The 20,360-nt window shown below is 50.2% G+C and carries 16 protein-coding genes; 3 read left to right on the top strand and 13 right to left on the bottom strand.

Translation table 11 applies throughout. The features are described from left to right. Positions 1-116: 116 nt before the first annotated feature. From HY011_08030 to recN, 6 genes are all read right to left on the bottom strand, one after another. The gene (locus tag HY011_08030) at positions 117-998 is read right to left on the bottom strand and encodes a hypothetical protein (protein MBI3422874.1); all 882 of its coding nucleotides are present in this window, start codon (positions 996-998) and stop codon (positions 117-119) included. 599 nt (positions 999-1,597) lie between these two features. Next, the gene (locus HY011_08035; protein ID MBI3422875.1) at positions 1,598-2,389 is read right to left on the bottom strand and encodes a ParB/RepB/Spo0J family partition protein; all 792 of its coding nucleotides are present in this window, start codon (positions 2,387-2,389) and stop codon (positions 1,598-1,600) included. A 25-nt stretch (positions 2,390-2,414) separates the two neighbouring features. Next, positions 2,415-3,182: a ParA family protein gene (locus HY011_08040; GenBank protein ID MBI3422876.1), complete on the bottom strand. Its 768-nt coding sequence runs from the start codon at positions 3,180-3,182 to the stop codon at positions 2,415-2,417. Between the two features lie 163 nt (positions 3,183-3,345). Continuing rightward, complete coding sequence (locus tag HY011_08045; protein ID MBI3422877.1) at positions 3,346-3,831, bottom strand: bifunctional nuclease family protein; 486 nt, start codon at positions 3,829-3,831, stop codon at positions 3,346-3,348. 76 nt (positions 3,832-3,907) lie between these two features. Continuing rightward, the gene (miaB, locus tag HY011_08050) at positions 3,908-5,302 is read right to left on the bottom strand and encodes a tRNA (N6-isopentenyl adenosine(37)-C2)-methylthiotransferase MiaB (GenBank protein MBI3422878.1); all 1,395 of its coding nucleotides are present in this window, start codon (positions 5,300-5,302) and stop codon (positions 3,908-3,910) included. 80 nt (positions 5,303-5,382) lie between these two features. Beyond that, positions 5,383-7,101, bottom strand: a complete 1,719-nt coding sequence (gene recN, locus HY011_08055) for a DNA repair protein RecN (GenBank protein MBI3422879.1) — start codon at positions 7,099-7,101, stop codon at positions 5,383-5,385. Between the two features lie 224 nt (positions 7,102-7,325). Here recN and HY011_08060 point away from each other — a divergent pair, with 224 nt between their 5' ends. Together HY011_08060 and HY011_08065 are read left to right on the top strand one after the other, a co-directional pair. Beyond that, positions 7,326-8,243, top strand: coding sequence for a tetratricopeptide repeat protein (locus tag HY011_08060; protein ID MBI3422880.1), 918 nt, complete (start codon positions 7,326-7,328; stop codon positions 8,241-8,243). 47 nt (positions 8,244-8,290) lie between these two features. Next, complete coding sequence (locus tag HY011_08065; protein MBI3422881.1) at positions 8,291-8,725, top strand: single-stranded DNA-binding protein; 435 nt, start codon at positions 8,291-8,293, stop codon at positions 8,723-8,725. A 76-nt stretch (positions 8,726-8,801) separates the two neighbouring features. Here HY011_08065 and accA read toward each other — a convergent pair whose 3' ends face one another. The 7 genes from accA to tsaB all read right to left on the bottom strand — a co-directional run bounded on the left by accA (position 8,802) and on the right by tsaB (position 17,486). Further along, complete coding sequence (gene accA, locus HY011_08070; protein ID MBI3422882.1) at positions 8,802-9,590, bottom strand: acetyl-CoA carboxylase carboxyl transferase subunit alpha; 789 nt, start codon at positions 9,588-9,590, stop codon at positions 8,802-8,804. Between the two features lie 62 nt (positions 9,591-9,652). Next, complete coding sequence (gene dnaE, locus HY011_08075) at positions 9,653-13,144, bottom strand: DNA polymerase III subunit alpha (protein MBI3422883.1); 3,492 nt, start codon at positions 13,142-13,144, stop codon at positions 9,653-9,655. A 101-nt stretch (positions 13,145-13,245) separates the two neighbouring features. After that, positions 13,246-14,787: a glutamine-hydrolyzing GMP synthase gene (guaA, locus tag HY011_08080; GenBank protein MBI3422884.1), complete on the bottom strand. Its 1,542-nt coding sequence runs from the start codon at positions 14,785-14,787 to the stop codon at positions 13,246-13,248. Between the two features lie 122 nt (positions 14,788-14,909). Continuing rightward, positions 14,910-15,800, bottom strand: a complete 891-nt coding sequence (gene pssA, locus HY011_08085) for a CDP-diacylglycerol--serine O-phosphatidyltransferase (protein MBI3422885.1) — start codon at positions 15,798-15,800, stop codon at positions 14,910-14,912. A gap of 183 nt (positions 15,801-15,983) precedes the next feature. Next, positions 15,984-16,226 carry a DUF465 domain-containing protein gene (locus HY011_08090; GenBank protein ID MBI3422886.1) on the bottom strand — a complete coding sequence of 81 codons (243 nt, stop codon included), beginning with the start codon at positions 16,224-16,226 and terminating at the stop codon, positions 15,984-15,986. A 98-nt stretch (positions 16,227-16,324) separates the two neighbouring features. Beyond that, the gene (locus HY011_08095) at positions 16,325-16,828 is read right to left on the bottom strand and encodes a GNAT family N-acetyltransferase (protein MBI3422887.1); all 504 of its coding nucleotides are present in this window, start codon (positions 16,826-16,828) and stop codon (positions 16,325-16,327) included. Next, complete coding sequence (gene tsaB / locus HY011_08100; GenBank protein MBI3422888.1) at positions 16,809-17,486, bottom strand: tRNA (adenosine(37)-N6)-threonylcarbamoyltransferase complex dimerization subunit type 1 TsaB; 678 nt, start codon at positions 17,484-17,486, stop codon at positions 16,809-16,811. The genes HY011_08095 and tsaB overlap by 20 nt, the downstream gene beginning before the upstream one ends. A gap of 130 nt (positions 17,487-17,616) precedes the next feature. Here tsaB and mutS point away from each other — a divergent pair, with 130 nt between their 5' ends. Further along, entirely contained in the window at positions 17,617-20,253 is a 2,637-nt protein-coding gene (mutS, locus tag HY011_08105; protein ID MBI3422889.1) for a DNA mismatch repair protein MutS, read from the top strand. The last annotated feature ends 107 nt before the right edge of the window (positions 20,254-20,360 follow it).

Genomic DNA, 20,360 nt, shown 5'->3' on the forward strand with positions numbered 1-20,360 from the left:
GGAAAAGCGGCAGCGCCAGAACATCTGGCGCTGCCGCTTTTCATTTGGAGCCTACTTGCCGCCAATATTCATATTCCCAATCGACTTGATCTGTAGCACGGCTTGCGGCAGGCCTTTCAGGGCGTTTGGTAGGTAAACACTTGGCCTTTCTCACTGCAACGATCTGCATCATCGGAACCAGTGCAGATATGAATCGAGACAAGCTGCCCGGCGCTCAGTGGCAAATATGGCACCGCAAAATTTACTTGATCCACGCCGACCAGCCCCGGCATACGCCCGGCAAACAGATACCCGGCGCGCAACAGACGCGCACCGCTGCTGTTACGATACTCGACGTAAGTCAGATACGGCGTCGTCCACGGTGGTGTCGGCGCAGCATAGCCCTCAGGTTCATGATCGGAGATTTTGCCGAGACCGGTGAGCGTCGCCACCATCACTTGGCCCGGCTTGACCAGCGCCGGGGTCTGCCAGCCAGGATATTCAACCAACCCGTTCGTAAAGAATTCCGGCGCATGCGAATTGACCTTTAGCTTAAACGTGTTCGAGCTAACTTTGGTCACGCCATCACGCAACACAGCCAACACAATAAATTCGTAATCGCGGCCTTCAAAGTTGGCAAACCGGCTGTAACCATTGCCGTCTTCTTCGCTGAACGGCTTATAAAAAAACATCGGCACCTGAAAATTGATCTGATTGGGACCGACATACAACAACGGCGCCGCCCGCCAACCACAACGATTCTGCGAACCGGAGATGGTGCTGTCCCAATCCGCCGCGCGCCACAAAACCTGCACCCTGCCCAGCAAGCGCGCCAGCGGCGTGCTAGTGGCTGCATACTCTTCTCCAATTTCGGTAAAACGTGTTCCCCATAAAACCGCCAACCCGCCTGGAGCAATGCGATTGGTAAAGTCGGCGGCATTGGTGATGGCAGCGAGTTCGGGGCGAACACCGCTGCTGCCTTTCTTGATTTCGACACAAGACTCGGTACCGTCCAGCACAAATTCATTTAGCCGGCCAGCATAAGCATCTGCGGCTGTGCCAGGGTCTTGCGTTGGTTCTATTTGGAAATGGCCGGGCCGAACATCACTGTCCGGGTAACGGGAAGTGGCCCATGTAACTGCAACAAGGCTGAGAACAGCACTAATCGCCCAAAGGAAAAGTCGAGAGAAACGCATCGTTGAACCTCCTATGACTAGCGGCCATTATAGGGATGATGCGTGACAGGTAAAAGCAAAGCTCGCCCTCTCAGGTACCTGAATATGAAAAGCATATGCGTCAAGTAACGGCACCGACGTGAGCTTAAATGATTGGAGTGAATCAACTGTGGCTGTCAGGACAAATCAAGACGTTATGCTATCGAGTAGTGTCCTGATAAAAAGTTGCAATTCAGTGAAGACTTCAAATCAGCCACAGAGGCACAGAGTATTTTTGAGCAATCTCGCCAATCCTTGTGCTTCGCCTCTGTGCCTCTGTGCCTCTGTGCCTCTGTGCCTCTGTGCCTCTGTGGCTGATTTTGTAAACGCAACTTGCTAGTAGGACATCACCTGCTATCGGCTGTAGCAACATAATAGAACAGCCCTTGCAGTTTTTGCAGTTGTCATTCAGTGCGCTGCTCGGCATCTTCCAATGCAACTTGCATTGCCTTCATCAATTCGTCACGAGATACACTGGAACGCTTGAACTTTACTTCCAACACGAATTCCCGATTGGCAGCTTGGTAGCGGTAAACAAATGGTTGTGAGCGGGGCTGTTTTTTTGAACGGGCTTTGCGCGCCTCATCACGCGTCAAACCTTGCTCGGCAATGCGCGTGACAAATTGGCGCATAATTTCTATATTCGGCTGGCGAACTACTTGTAAGAGCAGCGACTTAGAGCTAATGTCGGCACGACGACATTGCTCCTTTACATCGTTCGGCAGGGTGGCAATGGTAAGCGCTTCAGTGACCGTCGAACGCGACTTGCCAATTTTTTTGGCAATTTCGTCATGGGTGTAGTCAAAGCGCTCAGCCAATACCTGTAAGCCCTCAGCTTCTTCAAAGGCGGTGAGGTCCTTACGTTGCAGGTTCTCAATGAGCGCAATCTCGGCGACGGCGCGGTCGTCTACGTCCATTTCGATACAGGGGAGTTCGGTCAAGCCGACTTCCCGCGCTGCCCGAAAGCGCCGCTCGCCTGAAATGATCATGAACCGCCCGCCGACTTGCGAGGGACGCACCAACAATGGTTCCAAAACGCCTTTTTCACGGATCGAAGCAATCAATTCTTCGAGGTCGCCGAATTCAATCCTTGGCTGTTGCGGATTTGGTTCAAGCCGGTCAATCGGAATCATGCGACCAATCGGCGCTCCCCGTAAGGAAGCCAACTCTTCCACATAATGGCGATCGTGCCGCATCTTTAAAGTCGTTGGCAATCCTCGTTTAACTGACACGACGTAATACCTCTTCGCAAAGTTTAGCGTATTCGATAGCACCACTGGAGTTGGGTGCGAAGGTGAAAATGGATTCGCGGTACGCAGGGCTCTCTTCCAATCTCACGGAACGTGAGATGGTAGTCTCAAATACTTTATCTCCGAACACCTGGCAGATTTGATCGAAAATGTCTTTTGATAGTGTCGTTCGCTTATCATGCAAAGTCACTAGCACACCTAAGACTTCTAGCTGCGGATTTGGGCGCGCTTTAATGCGCTCTACTGTTTCCAACAGATCGTCTGTTCCTTCAAGTGCAAAGTAGGACGACTGAATCGGGATAATAAGATGCGTGGAGGCCACTAATGCATTCACCGTGATGAGACCAAGAGTGGGCGGGGTATCAATCACGACGACATCATAATTGCGCGTGACCGGGTCAAGCCGATCTTTGAGCCGGAAAGGTGCATCAAGTTCCCCAACCAATTTGCCTTCGAGTTTAGCTAGGCTGATCCGAGCCGGCAATATATCAAGGGTCTCGATTTTGGTGCGCTTGACGACTTCGGAAAAAGGTAATGAAGGCTCAGTCAATAAATCATAAGCTGAGAGATCAACTTCCTGTAAGTCAAGGAAAGAAATGGTACTGTTGGCCTGAGGATCAAGATCAGCCAAAAGCACTCGCTTCCCTTTTTGAGCCATAGCGGCCGCCAAATTAAGCGCGGTTGTGGTTTTCCCAACACCGCCTTTTTGGTTGGCAATGGCAATCTTTAATCCTTGCAACGGCTTGCTCCCCCGCTACCTAATAAAGACGGGCCTATTGAAATCTGCTTTAACTGCTAAATGCTAATAAAAGGGTGGAATTCAAACTGCGGCATAATCCTATGTCATCCTGGAGAGTGCTGTCAACTGCCCTTCGAGTTACTCATCTTATCTCTATGAAATACTACATCTTATAATCGCTAATATCACCTATTTCCTCAGGCCATTCGACCTCTTCATCGGCGTCTAAATCTTCATCTGAATTCTCAGCTTGGGCGTGATGTGACGCTTGAATTACTTCTTCGCGCACAAAAATAGGACAATCGGCCCGCAAAGCCAGCGCGATTGCGTCACTGGGACGAGAGTCAATAAAAACGTCTGAATCGTTTACCGCAACTTCGATTACCGCATAAAAGGTGTTGTCTTTTAATTCAGTTACGATTACACGCTTAATATAGCCACCCAGTTCAGTGATGACATTCTTTAAAAGGTCGTGCGTCATCGGGCGTTGAGGGGCTATTTTCTCTATCTCAGAAGCGATTGAATTCGCCTCAAAGGGGCCAACCCAAATAGGCAGCATCATTTCGCTTTCCAGGTCCTTGAGCAGAACGATTGGCGAGTTGGTGGTCGGGTCCATCAATAAGCCGCGTATCTTCATCTCTCTTTCCATATCAGATACTCCTTTTCTCCATCGCATCCAACACTGCCTGCTTAACCCTAGGTTGCTCTATGGTCATAATTGCGCCTTAGATAATTTCTTTGGCTTCACTGTTCAGGGTAATTACGCCCCGCAAACTATTTGCGCTGACACCATCAATCACAACCTGTACCAATTCCCCAAGAGCACCGGCAGTTTTAGGGAAATTAACCACCTTATTACAGCGGGTATGTCCTGTGTATTCATTGTCAGAACGCACGCTTTCTCCTTCAACTAGAACTTCAACTACTTTGCCTAAATACCTGGCATAGCGCTGCTTTTGAATACGAGATTGTAACTCCTGCAAGCGCACGAAGCGATCTGTCTTCGTTTCCTCTGCAACGGTGTCAGTATAGGTAGCTGCCGGGGTTTTTGGCCGGGGCGAATATTTAAAGATATATAAGCCATCATATTCAACCTCGGCCACAAGGCTCAAGGTTTGCTGAAAATCCTCTTCTGTTTCACCTGGAAAGCCAATGATAATGTCACCGGTAATTGAAAAATCGAGCTTGGAGTTCCGCATCAAGGCGATTTTTTCTAAATAATCCTTACGCGTATAGCCACGCCGCATAGCTCGTAGCACACGATCACTACCGGATTGCACAGGCAGATGTACCCATGCGCAAAGGTTATGGTGCTTCTCAATTGCCGAAACTATATCAGCGCCAAAATCACGCGGGTAAGACGTCGTGAACTTAATACGAGGAACGCCGCTTTCAAGGGCGACACGTTCTAGCAAGCGAGCGAAGGTGACCTGATCTGGTGGTAGTGCCTGATTCTTCTGGGACAAGGAACTGGTCAAGCGCCCGCTTAAACCGTAGCTATTCACGTTTTGACCAAGCAAGTGAATTTCTTTGTACCCTTGTCCAGCCAAGCGCGACGCTTCCTCAACGATGCTGTCAGCCGACCGGCTGCGCTCACGCCCGCGCGTAAACGGCACGATGCAGAACGAGCAAAATTTATTGCACCCTTCGGTTATCGTGAGGTACGCGATGTGTTCGGTAAGACGTGAATCAGCCTGCAATTCAAAAAACTCAGCGTCTTTACTCAATCGCACATCAATCGCTCGTGGAAATCCTTGTTCTAACTGCCCGACTAATTCAGGCAATTTACTGATAGCTTGAGTGCCGAGGACCAAGCGCACATCCTGGCTACGCGCAAATAAACGATCTGCCTCGGCTTGTGCCACACATCCCATTACGCCAAAAATCGGGAGAGGCTTTTTCGTTCCTTGCTTTCGCCGCGCAGACTTAAATTCCCCAATACGGCTATATACTTTACGTGCGGCCTTTTCCCTGACCATACACGTATTGAGCAAGATCAAATCGGCTTCGGCAGACTGCTCAGTCAACTCATATCCGGCTTCACCTAAGATAAAGGCTGCTTTTTCGCTATCGTGCACGTTCATTTGGCAGCCGAATGTTTCCAGGTATAGCTTCTTCATAGTTCAGACCCACAGACTTTATCAGACCAGCATAGATTGATTATGCAAAACGAAATCCGATCTGGCAACGAGGCTAAGTCTTAACGTGATTTCAATAGCTCACGCGCATGTTTCTTCGCGGTCACAGTGATTTCAGTACCCGCCAACATGCGTGCCAGTTCTTCGATCTTTCCTTGCTGACCTAAAGCCTCTACAAAAGTCTTTGTACGTTTTTCTCCCACTTCTTTACTGACCAGAAAATGCGTGTCAGCATAGCGGGCAATTTGCGCTTGGTGCGTAACACAAAGAACCTGATTTGTCGCCGCAAGTTTCTTCAGGCGCATCCCAACAGCATCCGCTACGCGCCCCCCAATCCCCGTGTCAATTTCATCAAATATCAATGTGCGGGGAAACTGAGTAGGGGCAATGATGGTTTTTAACACCAACATCAACCGCGACAACTCGCCGCCTGAAGCAACATCACGAATTGGCCTTAATTCTTCACCCGTATTCGCTGAAAAATAAAATTCAATGGCTTCTTGCCCAAACCGACCAATTGCACCTTTTGCGTGCAATTCGACTGAAAAGCGACTGAGGCGGTCTCTCATGTCAGAAGGAAAGGAGTGCTCAAAATTGACCTTAAAACGTGCGTGTTCAAGCGCAACTTGAGCTAGTTCACTAGCCGATAATTTCTCAAATTTCTTACTGTTAGCCTTACGTTGTTCACTTAGCTGATTAGCAACTGAAGCATACGATGCCAAGGCCGACTTAATCTCGTCAATTAGCCTTTGCGCTCTAACATCGTTATTTTTCAACGCATCATATTTAAGCTCCAAAGTGCTAAATGTTTCAAGTATTGACTCGATTGAACCGCCATACTTCTTTTTTAACCGTTCAATTTCAACAAGACGGTCCTCAACTATTCGCAATCTCTCAGGTGAAGCTTCAACTGACTCAGCATAATTCCTAATAAAATAAGCAATATCTTCTAAGGTGTATTTTATGCTTGCTAGTTGCTCACGATATTGTTCAAAGGTTATATCTACTTGTGCCAACTCATCTAAGCGTCGCTGAGCCTGGCTTATTTGAGAAAGTGCAGATTCTTCATTGTCATAAAGAATGCTATATGACTCATCGCAAAGCATAGCTAGGCGTTCAGCATTAGCCAGGATATTGCGCTCTTGCCCTAAAGAATCATCTTCATTTCGGATGAGACTGGCCTTCTTAATTTCTTTCAGTTGATACTCAAGCAGGTCGAGCAATTGCAAGCGCTCAGATTCGGAGCGTTGTGAAGACTCCAGTTCACCAACCAGGCCAAAGATTTGCTCATAAGCAGCTTCTACTGTATGCCTTAGCGTTGTTACGTTAATAAATGAATCAAAGATTCTCAGGTGGTTTTCAGATGCAAGCAGACTCTGTTGGTCACCTTGGCCATGAATGTCTATGATATGGGGTTGTACCTGCTTTAACAGCGAAAGAGTTGCAGACTGATTATTTACGAAGACACGCCCGCGACCGCTAGTAGATATCTCGCGTTTAATGACAATCTCATCGCTGTCAACCTCGATCCCGGCGTCTGCGAGTAATGCAAACAAGGGTGTATTACCTGCAATGTCAATGACCCCTTCCACAAACGCCTTTTCTTCGCCAGTACGAATAAGCTCTTGCGTTACCCGATTACCAGAAAGGATACCTAAGGCATCAACGACAATAGATTTGCCAGAGCCGGTTTCCCCACTCAAAATGTTAAGGCCGGAGCCGAATTCGATTTGCAAGCTATCAACGACTGCGAGGTTAGAGATATTCAGTAGTTTGAGCATGGTTAGATTTCGTGGAAGTTCTCCTTTGTTGATCTGCACCACTAACCAAGTCCGCACAATTCCATTTCATCAGTTGTCACTTTCGGTAGGTTCTTTTGATAAACGAGACAAACCATTTACGCAACCCTTCGGAGCGATTATACTAACCAGCGTCTGGCAAAATCTTTTACCCCTTGTTTAGAGACAGTCCAACAACCACATTTTTACTACAGGAGTGAGGGAATATGAAAGAACACGCGCCTTGGATCATAGTATCGGCCTTGGTCGTCCTCTTGGGTGCCAGTTCTCCGGCCAGCGGAGAGAAAGAATTGATTATCCGGCTACAGGGCGAAGTGCTCGTATTGCAGCGGCAGTTGAGAGATTTACAAGAGTCTTTCGATAAGGCACAAGGCCAATCTAACGCATCCTTACAAAAGCTTGCCGATTCATCGGAAGGTTCACAACGCATCTTAGCTGGCATTGAGGAAAGTTTTAAGACGACCCAAACCTCACAAACCAACAATCTTGCCGGCACAAACGCCCGATTGAATAAAATCATTGATCAGTTGACTACCAATGAGCAGAAGTTCAATCAACTAGGCCAGCAGGTTCAGGGGCTTAAAAGCACTGTCGAGCAGTACCAGCACCGGTTGGACACAGTAAATGAGGAACAACGCGAACGTGAGAAGAAACAGGCTGACGCGGTTCCGACTATTACTGGGCCTGAACAACTTTACTCATTCGCCTACAACCAATTTAGTCAGGGTAAATACGATCAGGCAATTGCCAATTTCCGCCGCTACCTCAATGGCTATGGTCAAACGGAAGCTGCCGACAATGCGCTCTTTTGGATAGCCGAGAGCCTGACTGCACAAGGCAAAATCGCTGAGGCATTACGTGAATACGAGCGCTTGCTGATTGATTACCCTAACTCTGATCGCGGGGCATCAACCACATTCAAAAAAGGCGTCTTACTACTACAACTTGAACGGCGTGAAGAGGGTGTAGGCGCTTTACGTTCGGTTATTGCCCGATACCCCGCATCACCAGAAGCTAGCCAGGCAACGCAAGAATTAACACGGCTGGGGGAGAGCCTTACGCCTCCAGCACAACCGGCAACCAAACCAAACACCCGCATCAGGAGTGGGAAACCCACGCCCTAACAACTTGGCGGAAACCTTCAACCCCAAATATGATCGGAGAGTAACCAATGGCATCCTTCAATAAAATTACCATCGTAGGGTATTTAGGGCGCGACCCCGAGATTCGCTATACCCCCAGCGGTGAAGCGGTCTGTAACTTCTCGGTCGCTACGACCGAGCGGCGTAAAGATGCTTCCGGCGAATTTCAGGACCTAACGACCTGGTTCAAGATTACCGTATGGCGCAGGCAAGCAGAAATTGCCAACCAATATCTTTCAAAAGGCAAGCAAGTCTATGTTGAAGGCCGCTTGCGTCAGACTGAATATACTGACCGCGATGGCAACCGTCGCACAGCTTTGGAAGTAACGGCTTCGGACATTCAATTCCTCGGAGCCAAGGGCGAGGAGAGCGGAACGCCTTCAACTGTCAAGCCAGTCGCCCGCTCAGCTACCCCCGACAGTGGCTTCGACGCGCCCGTCAACGACGACGAAATACCATTCTAGTTTCAAGAAATTAGGCTGTATGTCGGCGTGCCGACATACAGCCTAATCAGCCCGAACCAGCGTCTGTTCAGCCCGACTAAATCTCTAAAAACTGCCCCATGTAGCGAAACTTTTTATAGCGAAGAGCGTTTCGCTCCGCTACGCTCAATTCTTCCACTTCACTAAGTGACTGTCGCAGGCTTACCGCAAGGAAGGACGCTGCCGCATCCCAATCTTCGTGTGCGCCTCCAGCAGGTTCTTGAATAATCTCATCAACAATCCCGGCTTCAGCCAAGTCGGGGGCAGTCATTTTCATTCCCGCCGCCGCATGCGCCGACTGTCCAGCATCTTTCCATAGAATCGCGGCACAGCCTTCCGGGGTAATAACGGAATAGACCGCGTTTTCCAGAATGTTCACCCGGTCGCCCACGCCTATTGCCAACGCACCGCCAGAACCGCCCTCACCTGTTATGGTGACAATCACCGGAACCTTGAGCTTGGACATCTCGCGCAAGTTCAACGCGATGGCCTCCCCTTGCCCGCGCTCTTCGGCGTCCAAACCAGGAAAAGCGCCGGGCGTGTCAATCAGAGTAAAGATCGGGCGATTGAACTTTTCAGCCAGCTTCATCACACGCAAGGCCTTGCGGTAGCCATCCGGTTTGGGCATACCGAAATTGCGTTCTTGCCGTTCTTTAACGTGGCGGCCTTTCTGATGCGCAATGATGGCGACCGGGCGGCCATCAAGTTTGGCCATCCCCGCGACAATCGCAGCATCATCCAGGCACTTTCGGTCACCGTGCACTTCCTGAAAATCGGTAAAGATGCGTTCGATAAAATCCAACGCATAGGGGCGACGCTCGTGGCGGGCTAACTGCACCCGTTGCATCGGTTCTTGATTCAAAGGCTCAACGACTTGTAAGCTCACTCGCACTCCTTCGCTTTGACAATTTACTCAAGCACGACTTCCCATTTCGAACAGATTTGCCCAATGCCCTCGATCAACTTTGGGGTCACCTGCACTCGTAAAAACTGATTTGCCCGCACGCGAATCAGCGACTGTTCTGCCGTTTTCAGATCAAAGAAAACGGGCGTAGGGCCTTGGCGCGCACCTAGCAATTCGCCCAACTCGGCCAACAAATCATCGCCAACTGTCTCTTCTGGCAGCTTAACCACAAAGGCTTTGGCCACCCCAGCCCGCGCGTTTTCCAATTGTTGAATCTCTTGGGCAAAAATGGTTGCCGCACCTTCGTCAGTCAATTCCAACTTCCCTTTCACGAGCAACACCATGTCTGTTTGCAATAAGGTCTTGTACCTGTTGAAAGATTCTGGCCAGCAAACAATCTTGATCGAACCGAATTGATCTTCAATGCGAAACAATGCAAAGCGGTCACCCTTCTTGGTGGTCTTGATCGCCAAATCAACAACCATGCCGCCCAACGCGATGATCTCGCCATCTTCACGCTCGGTGAGGTTTCCAGCATCCGTGTTCGTCAGGCTTTGGATGGATTCGGAGTAGTCTTCTAAGGGGTGCCCACTGGCATAGAATCCTAGTGCATCTTTTTCGTATGCCAGCAGCTCCCTACGGCTCCAGGGCTTGACTTCAGTCAATGGTGGATCAACTGATTCAGGATTATCAGCCTCGGTAAAAACAGCGAATAATCCTGTTTGCCCGGAGGCCTTATCCTTTTGTGCCCGAGTGCCATTTTCAATCGCACGATCCACTGCGGCCAACATCGCCGCACGATTGGCCGCTTGAAAATCGAAGGCCCCCGCTTTGATTAGCGATTCAAAGACGCGCTTGTTCGCAGCCCGTGAATCAACACGTTCAGCAAAATCAAAAATTGAGCGGAATGGCCCATCGGCGCGTGCCTGAATAATCATCTGCACAGCACTGGAACCGATGCCCTTGATCGCCGCCAACCCGAACCGAACGGCATTGCCGACCGCCGTAAAGCCTTCGTGACTGGTATTGACATCCGGTGGCAGAACCTGAATTCCAAAGGACTTCATCTCACTGATATAACGCGATAATTTCTCGGTGTTCGAGGCTTCGTTGGAGAGCACTGCCGCGTAAAAATGAGTAGGGTAGTGGGCTTTGAGAAAGGCTGTTTGATAGGCAAGGTATGCGTAAGCAAACGAATGCGAGCGGTTAAATCCATAATCGGCAAACTGCGCCATCAAGTTAAAGACAGTGGCGGCTTTCTCCTTGGCAATCCCACGCTCAATGGTGCCATTGATAAATTTCTCTTCGTGGGCCGCCATCTCTTCCTTCTTCTTTTTGCCCATGGCCCGGCGCATCAGGTCAGCTTCGCCTAGCGAGTAGCCTGCCAGCTTTTGCGCCAACTGCATGATCTGTTCCTGGTAAACGAGAATGCCATAGGTATTTTCCAGGATGTCCTTCATTTGCGGCACAATATAGGTAACTTTTTTGCGTCCGTGCCGACGGTCAATGTAATCGTCCACCATGCCACCATCGAGTGGGCCAGGGCGATAAAGCGCGTTGAGCGCAGAAAGATCCTCCAATCCTTGCGGACGCATCTTCCGGCAAATTTCGACCATGCCGGAGCTTTCAAACTGGAACACCGCATTCAGCAATCCGTCAGAGAATAGCTTCAGGGACTTTTCATCATTTAAGGGTATCTTGGCCAAGTCTGGCCGATGTCCATGCTCCCGTTCAATCGAGCGCAGACAGTCTTCGATAATCGTCAACGTCGTCAACGCCAAAAAGTCCATCTTGAGCATGCCCGTCTTTTCAAGATCGGACATGACAAATTGCGTGGTGAGCTCGTCGTTCTGCCCTTTGCAGACCGGGATCAATTCATGAATAGGCCTAGGGGAGATGACCACGCCGGCAGCGTGAACGGAGGTGTGCCGCGCGTTACCTTCCAACTTACGCGCTACTTCAATCAACTCAGCAACCTTCTCGTTGGTTTCAATGGCCTGCTTCAAGTCAGGATTTTGAGCAATCGCATCCTCAATAGAAACGTTCCGACCACGTACAGGTGGTGGGATCATCTTGGCGACTTTTTCCACCTCGCCATAATCCATTCCCAAAACCCGACCAACATCCTTAACGACTGCGCGTGATGCCATTGTCCCAAAAGTGATGATTTGAGCTACATTTTGACGCCCGTAAAGGTCGCTCACGTAATTTATGACTTCAGCGCGCCCTCGCACACAGAAATCAACGTCAACGTCTGGCATACTTACGCGCTCCGGATTCAGAAATCGCTCGAAGAGTAGATCATACTGAAGCGGGTCAACGTCCGTGATCTTCATGCAATACGCGACCAAGCTGCCAGCAGCAGAACCTCTTCCTGGTCCTACAGGTATTCCATTTTTCTTCGCGTAGTTTATGAAGTCCCAGACAATCAGAAAATATCCGGGAAACCCCATCTTTTTAATCGTAGCGATCTCGTGGGCCAAGCGCTCCTTATATTTCGTCACGGAGTAGCGCAACGACCCGGCACCCTCTAAAGCCAGCCAAACCTCTTGATACCTTGTTTCGAATCCATCCCAAGCAGTCTTCTCAAAATAGCTTTCAATGGTGAACCCTTCCGGTACGGGGTAAACAGGAACCTGATCAATGGTTTTCGGAAATTCCAAGTTGCATTTTTCGGCGATCTCCAAGGTATTCTGTAAAAGCTGAGGTTCTTCGCCAAAAAGTCCCCACATCTCGTCCGCGCTAGTGAAGTAAAAATTGGGAGTCCCATATATCGGGGTACTGATTTCGCTGATCTTTTTGCCACGGCCAATACAAAGCAGCGCATCGTGCGCCTTCACATCCGCCGCATTTAAGTAATGGGAGTCGTTCGTGCCAACCAACGGCACACCCGTCTTCTTTGATAACTCAACCATGGGCTTTCGGATACGGCGCTGTGCATCAAGCCCATGCTCCTGAATTTCCAAGTAGTAATTTCCTTTGCCGAGGATGTCTTGAAATTCAGTCGCAGCAGCCACGGCCTCATCAAATTTGTCGCGTAAAAGAAGGGCTGGCGGGACACCGCTAATACAGGCTGACAATCCAATCAGGCCAGCGCTGTGCTGAGCCAACAATTCCTTATCAATCCTTGGCTTGCGCCAGAAACCTTCAGTAAAAGCGAAGGAAGAAAGCTTGACTAAATTGTGATACCCCTCAAGGTCTTTGGCCAAAAGCACAATATGATTCGTGCCTTTTTCGCCTGGCTGTAAATTATCGTTACCACGATCATGCCTGCTACCTCGTGTGATATAGGCTTCAATTCCAATAATGGGCTTCACACCCACAGCTTTCATTTTGTGGTAAAAGGAGAGTGAGCCATAAAGATTCCCGTGGTCGGTAATCGCCACTGCGGGCATTTGCATCTCTGCCGCTCGCTTAGCAAGCGGACCGATCTTGATGGCCCCATCAAGCAAGCTATAATCAGTGTGCAGATGTAGGTGGACAAACTGTTTAGTCATAACTCTTAAATTTGGCAGGGGAACAGCTTAAGCAAAGCGCGTTTTAATGCCCTACCTGCTTAACTCTTTAACCTTAACGCTTAAGCAAGCTAAGCGTTCGCCTATTCCCACTCAATCGTACTCGGAGGCTTTGAACTAATATCGTAAACAACTCGATTAACCCCCCGCACCTCACTGATAATCCTTTGACTAAGCCGCGCGAGCAAGTCATAAGGTAAGCGCGACCAGTCTGCCGTCATTCCATCTTGGCTTTCAACTGCGCGGATGGCGATAACGTTTTCATAGGTGCGCTGATCTCCCATAACGCCAACCGTGCGTACTGGCAACAAAACAGCAAACACTTGCCATAGTTTATGATAGAGGCCAGCATCACACACTTCTTCCTGAATTATCTGATCCGCATCTTGTAAGACCCGAACTTTATCCGCGTCAATATCGCCCAATATTCTTACGGCTAAGCCTGGGCCTGGAAAAGGGTGACGATCTACCAAATCAGAAGAAAGCCCCAGCGCACGACCAACAGCCCTGACCTCATCCTTAAACAGTTCGCGTAATGGTTCTATAAGTTTAAGGTGCATCTTTTCAGGCAAACCGCCCACATTGTGATGACTCTTGATCACTGCCGACGGCCCTTTAACCGATTGTGACTCAATCACATCGGGATAGAGCGTTCCTTGCACCAAAAAATCAACCTCACCCAATTTGACGGCTTCTTCCTGAAACACTTCGATAAATTCATTGCCGATGATCTTTCGTTTGCGCTCCGGGTCAGATTCTGCTTTAAGCGAATTCAAAAAGCGCCCCCCCGCCGCGACTCCGACGATTTGCAAATCATCAATTTGCTTAAACGCCTTAAGCACATCCTCAAATTCGTGCTTACGTAAGACCCCATTATCAACAAAGACACAGGTTAAGCGTTTGCCTATAGCTTTTGAGACCAGCGCTGCGGCTACTGAAGAATCAACCCCGCCGGAAAGGCCGCAAATAGCCCTCCCCTCGCCAACTTGCGCACGAATCTGTCGAATTGCATCTTCGATGAAGGACTCAGACGTCCAATCCCCCTTACAGCCACAGATGCTTTTGACAAAATTCTCTAGAATGTGGCTGCCATCAGGCGTGTGCGCGACCTCAGGGTGAAACTGAATCCCATACCAGGATTTGGCGGTGCAAGCCACTGCCCCCAACGAATTCTCACTTGCGGCAAGCACTTCAAACCCTGGCGGCGCAACTGTGACGTGATCTCCATGACTCATCCAAACCGGAAATTCGGTTGGAACATTAGCAAATAAGGGGCTGGTAGCTGTAATGCGTATCGTTGCGGCACCGAATTCACGCCGGGCCGAAGGTTCAACCCGTCCGCCAAGAAAGTAGCTGAGCAGTTGTAAGCCATAACAAATGCCGAGAACCGGAGCACCTAGATGCAAAACCTCAACGGACGAATGCGGAGCATCCTTGTCATACACAGAACTCGGCCCGCCGGATAAAATGACCCCCTTGAGATTTCTTTGTTTCAGCAGTTCGGTTGATTGATTGTAGGGGTGGATTTCGCAATAGACCCCCAGTTCTCGAATGCGCCGGGCGATCAACTGCGTGTATTGCGAGCCGAAGTCCAGTATCACAATAGTTTCGAATGAATTGGACACTCTTTGCACCTCAGTATTTTTCTGATTGAAGATAGGTAAGAGGCCGTGAGTATACGCGAGCCATAACCAGAGAACAACCAGCCTGGCTGAAGCTTGACTGCAAGAACGGTGGCAGGGCTAGCTTATACTTCGATAGAGCCAGATGCTTCATTCGTCTTGCTTTTAGACGGTTGCCGCAGGCGCCCAAACAATCCTAGTAATTTCAAAAGCGGGCCGTGGATGACATACCCAAAACTCAGTACCAACAGCATCAGTTGAGAGTGAAACCAGATCAAAGCCAATAAGAGAGAGAAAAGCGGAAGGGCGATAAATGGCTTGTTTGATTGAAAGCCAATGTCTTTAAAACTGGTATACCGTAACGTACTCACCATTAAGACAGCTAAGAACCCCATCCCTGCAAGTAGTGACCAACTCAAGAACTCTTTTTGTGGTGGCGAATACATGGCAATCGGCAAAGGGGCAAAATGAACTACAGCAGCCAGCATTCCTGCGGCTGGGGGGATGGGTAAGCCAACAAAATAACGTTTATCCAGCTTAGGAGTATTGCCGGGTTGAGCAAATTTCGGAGACCTCGCCATCACATTGAATCGGGCCAGGCGCAAAGCTCCGCAAATCAGGAAAAAAAACGAGATGGCCCAACTCCATTTTTCCAGGCCGATCGTTGAGCCATACCCCCAGGTGTAGGCCAAAACTGCAGGAGCAACTCCGAACGTCACCACATCCGCGATACTGTCCAATTCAACGCCAAATTCACTGGTGGTCTTTGTCATGCGGGCAATTCGGCCATCTAAGCCATCGAAAAGGACAGCGACCCCAATCGCAATCGCGGCCTTATCAAAAAGGTGCGCCGCTTCCGGAGCGGCCAGGTTTTGAAAAGCTTTGGCAGAGTTTATCACTGCGTAAAATCCGCACAAGATATTCCCAATAGTGAATGCACTCGGAATGATATAGATACCTTTCCGAATGCCTCGGCGCGGGGGATTGCCTAGATTCGTTTCACTTGTATTCGTCAATGCGTGTCTCCGCAAATAAATTACACCTATCCAACCTGCGAGGCTCTACTCAACAGATAGTCCCAGGTTATGCACCTTAATCTGGTTAATTGATGGCGTGGATTCTAACACGAAGAGGGCGGAAACGCTGCTGCGTCTCCGCCCTCTCAACTCTTGTTCACATATTTTGCCAAACCAGCCAGCTTAATGCGAGGTATTGCTCGACTTATACTTATGGACGATAGCCTCCATCTGATCTTTCAGATGGAGCTTTTTCTTTTTAAGCAATATCTCTTCCATTTGTTCATCAGTGTTTGGGAAGGATAATTCGGAAAGTTCATGTAATCGTTCATCGTATTGATGATGTTCACTCGCCAAAGCACGATAATGCTCGTCATTAGCGAGAAGAAATTCTTTCAAGGATGTTTCAGTTGCTGGAATGCTCATCGGCTTGTCCTCCTTATAGGTAAGAGTTAGCGTTTAGGCGTCTGGTATCAGACAGGATGTGCAGATGGGCCGGATAATAATCCAAAGCCATTCGGTTTTCAAGATAGTCTCAAATTCAAATCGTGCTCTGCGTCCAAAATCTCAAGTCGAAAAAGGAGTGCGTCTTCTGGCGGGTCTCTGTAATAATCACGTCGTTTGCCAACCAGTACGAATCCGATGGATTTGTATAAACAGGTTGCTGCCAAATTGCTTTCCCGGACTTCTAAAAACGCTTGTCTGACTCCGCACTGCCAAGCCTGCCTAATGGCTACTGTCATCAGAGCCAACCCAATTCCCTGTCGGCGTGCAGTAGCAGCCACTACCAAGCTGTCCACTTCCAATTCATCAGGAACAATATACCCCGAAAACATCCCAATTAAGCTTCTGGAAGATCCCGAATCATGGACTTCTATAGCAGTTAAAAGCAATGATTGAGAATTGGAGACCCGCCGCAATAGAGCCGCTTCACCTAGACTTTGCAGTCCTGAATCAATTTCGAGTTGGCAAGCGGCGGCAACGTCGGGCGCTGAGAGCAGTTCAATTTTATATGCTTTTTTTTGCATATTTGATCTCTGCGTCTGAAGGTCTGAGGTAATAAGCATGCAGTTCGGGATTGGGGTCATTTTCAAGAAAGTCATCCGCGTACAGTGCGAGCGTGACTGCCAGCGATGATTCCGGCCATTCGCATCGCTGCAAATAGTTAAGGGTAGACCGAAGGGACTCCGGGCCAATTATCGAAGCGCCCGAAGTTTCTGCACTCAGAAGTTCTGACAATTCAGTAATAGGCACGACCACATCGGGCGCGATCGTTTGAATGGGCATACGATGGCTTACAGACCGTTTCGCAACAATGACTTCATTTCTGCCTGCCTCAAGCACCACGATAAATTCACCCGGCACGCCTACTGAAAGGGCGGTAAGATCAATGGTATTCACTCCCAGAATGCGGCACTGTGCGGCTTGGGCTAAGCCCTTGAGAGCAGAAAGCCCAACTCGCAGCCCGGTAAAACTACCAGGCCCGGTGACTCCGGCAAAAAGATCTATTTGCGTTAGGCTTAATCCCGCCTTAGTTAATAGAGTTTGCAAATTACCAAAAAACGATTGTGAATGTGGGGCCTGGCTTTCATTGCATAGCGCAGCGATTAACGTGCGGTTTCTTGCCACAGCATAACTAGCCAGGGCTGCCGTTGTATCCACAGCAAGTACAATTTTCCCATCCATATATCGGTCGTCCTTTAACTGATTTGGCATGTTTGACAGCCCTGTAAATCAAATTATATATTGCGCTCGACCTGACAACAATCAGCCGGATTTGCAACCCCTTTTCGCAAAGAATGATAGGATAAGTAACATGAGATCAACCGAAAAGGCTCCACAGCTTACTCCCATGCTAAGGCAATATCACGAGATAAAAAGACAGTACCCCGGAACGCTACTTTTTTTTCGTTTGGGTGACTTTTACGAGTTGTTCTACGACGATGCTTTAATCGGTTCGCGCGAGATGGAAATCACGTTGACGGCACGCCACAAGGAGCGCGGCTCGCCCGTGCCGATGTGCGGAGTACCCTATCACGCGGCGGCCAATTACATTGCCAAGCTGGTCAAGAAAGGCTACCGCGTGGCAATTTGCGACCAAGCCGAACCGGCACAAACCGCCAAACTGGTCAGACGCGAGGTCGTGCGCGTGATCACGCCCGGCACGGCGCTGGAAAACCAGTTACTAGAAAGTAAGCAGAACAATTATCTGGCTTCAGTCTGCGGGTCGGGCGAGGGGATGGGTTTGGCCTTGCTGGATATTTCTACCGGCGAATTCCTGACCACACAGTTTCGCGGAGCCGAAGCGTGGCAACAGCTTCAGGAGCAACTGGCGATTTTTGCGCCGAAAGAGATCATCCTGCCGCACTCCCTGTCACCTCTCTTTGCCAAACCAAAAAGTGCCGAACCCGCGCACACATCAGTCATCCCAACGGAAACAACCAATCCCCAAATATCAAGCGAATCAAAAACCACCCCGTTATCAGACTATCGAACTGCCAGCGAACAGGCGGCCTTGACCCATTTGGACGATTGGCTGTTCGGCTTTGAGCATGCGGAGTCTTTGTTGCGCACCCAATTGGAAGTGATTTCACTGGACGGGTTCGGGTTAGCGGGCAAAACCTTTGCCATCTGCGCGGCGGGTGCTGCGGTACATTATGTCAACGAAACGCAGCGCGCACAGGCGACGCATTTGAGCGAGATCACATTCTTCGAGCAACACGACGCGCTGATTCTCGACGCACCGACGGTCAGTAATTTGGAGTTGGTCAGTGCTTCCAACGGCAGTACTGAGGGGAGCCTGTTTGGAATTCTGGATGAAACGATGACCGGGATGGGGGCGCGGTTGTTGCGGCAATGGCTATTGCGGCCGTCGGTCAAGCTGGGCGAGATCAACACGCGTCTGGATGCGGTCGAGGAATTGAAAACCGCGCCGATCAAACGCGATCAGATTCGGCGGCAGTTGGAGCCGATGGGCGACCTGGAACGGCTGGCCGGCAAGGTCACGCTGGGGCGGGCGAATGCGCGCGATCTGGTGGCGTTGCGGCAATCGCTGGAGGTCATTCCCACGCTGCACCACACCATCGCCGAATCGCGGACTTCCCTGTTGCAGGTGTTGGCCGAAGGGCTGGATGAATTGGAAGACGTGCGTACCCTGATCACCGAAGCCGTCGCCGAGGAACCGCCCGCCGCCAGTAATGAGCCGGGGATGATCCGCGCAGGGTACAACCCTGAACTGGATGAGTTGCGGAATCTGGCGCAGAGCGGCAAAAGCTACATCGCGGCCATCGAAGCGCGCGAGCGGGGCCGTTCAGGTATCGCTTCACTCAAGGTTAAGTATAACAATGTCTTTGGTTACTTTATCGAGGTTAGTAATTCACATAAAGATAAAGTCCCATCTGAATATGAGCGCAAGCAAACTCTTGTGAATGCAGAACGGTTTACAACACCTGAGCTAAAAGAATATGAAATTAAGGTTTTAGGCGCGGAAGATCGCATCATTCAATTGGAAATAGAGCTATTTAGCTCGATTCGCCAGAGCATCGCTCGCGAGGTCAAACGCATTCAGGCCGTGGCCCGCGTTTTGGCGGCGCTGGACTGCCTGACTTCGCTGGCCGAGGTCGCGGCGCGGCGCAATTACACCCGGCCCGCACTGCACGAAGGCGATGAGATCAAGATCATGGGCGGGCGCCACGCGGTCATTGAGACGCTGGGCGAACGCTTTGTGCCGAATGACCTGCTGGTCAACAACACGACCGACCGGTTGCTGATCATCACCGGGCCGAATATGGGCGGCAAATCGGTCTTCCTGAAACAGACCGCCCTGATCGTCATCCTGGCGCAGATAGGCAGCTTCGTACCCGCCGCATCGGCTTCGTTGGCGCTGGTGGATCGCATCTTCACGCGGGTGGGCGCGTCGGACAATCTGGCGCTGGGCCGTTCAACCTTTATGGTAGAGATGACCGAGACCTCGAACATCCTCAACACCGCCACGCCGCGCAGCTTGGTGCTGCTGGACGAGGTCGGACGCGGGACGGCGACCTTCGACGGATTGTCGCTGGCCTGGGCGATTGCCGAATACCTGCACGACCACGGCCAGCACAATGCCAAGACGCTCTTCGCCACGCACTACCACGAACTAACCGAACTGGCGAAGCTGCGCCCCGGCGTGCGCAATTATCAGGTCGCCGTGTCCGAAGCCGGCGGCGACATCGTCTTCCTGCGCCGCGTCGTGCCGGGGAGCGCGAGCAAAAGCTACGGTATAGAAGTCGCACGGTTGGCCGGGTTGCCGAAAACGGTGATCGAACGGGCGCGGGAGATTCTGACGAATTTGGAGCAGAACGAACTGGATGTGACTGGCAAACCGAAGTTCGCGCGGCATTTGAAGAAACCCAGCAAGCACGTCAATCAACTTTCGTTGCTTGATCCGCCGCCCGATGAAAGCGAAACGTAAATCCGCTTGTCAGCCTGCCGCTTGCGGGGGAGAATGCGTCTGTCTCAAAAAGCGCAAAAGAGAGGCCCGTGATGAGTTTGCCGCAGCGTGAATTGCAATTTACTGTC

The organism is Acidobacteriota bacterium (genome assembly GCA_016196035.1).
Classification (GTDB): Bacteria; Acidobacteriota; Blastocatellia; order RBC074; family RBC074; genus JACPYM01.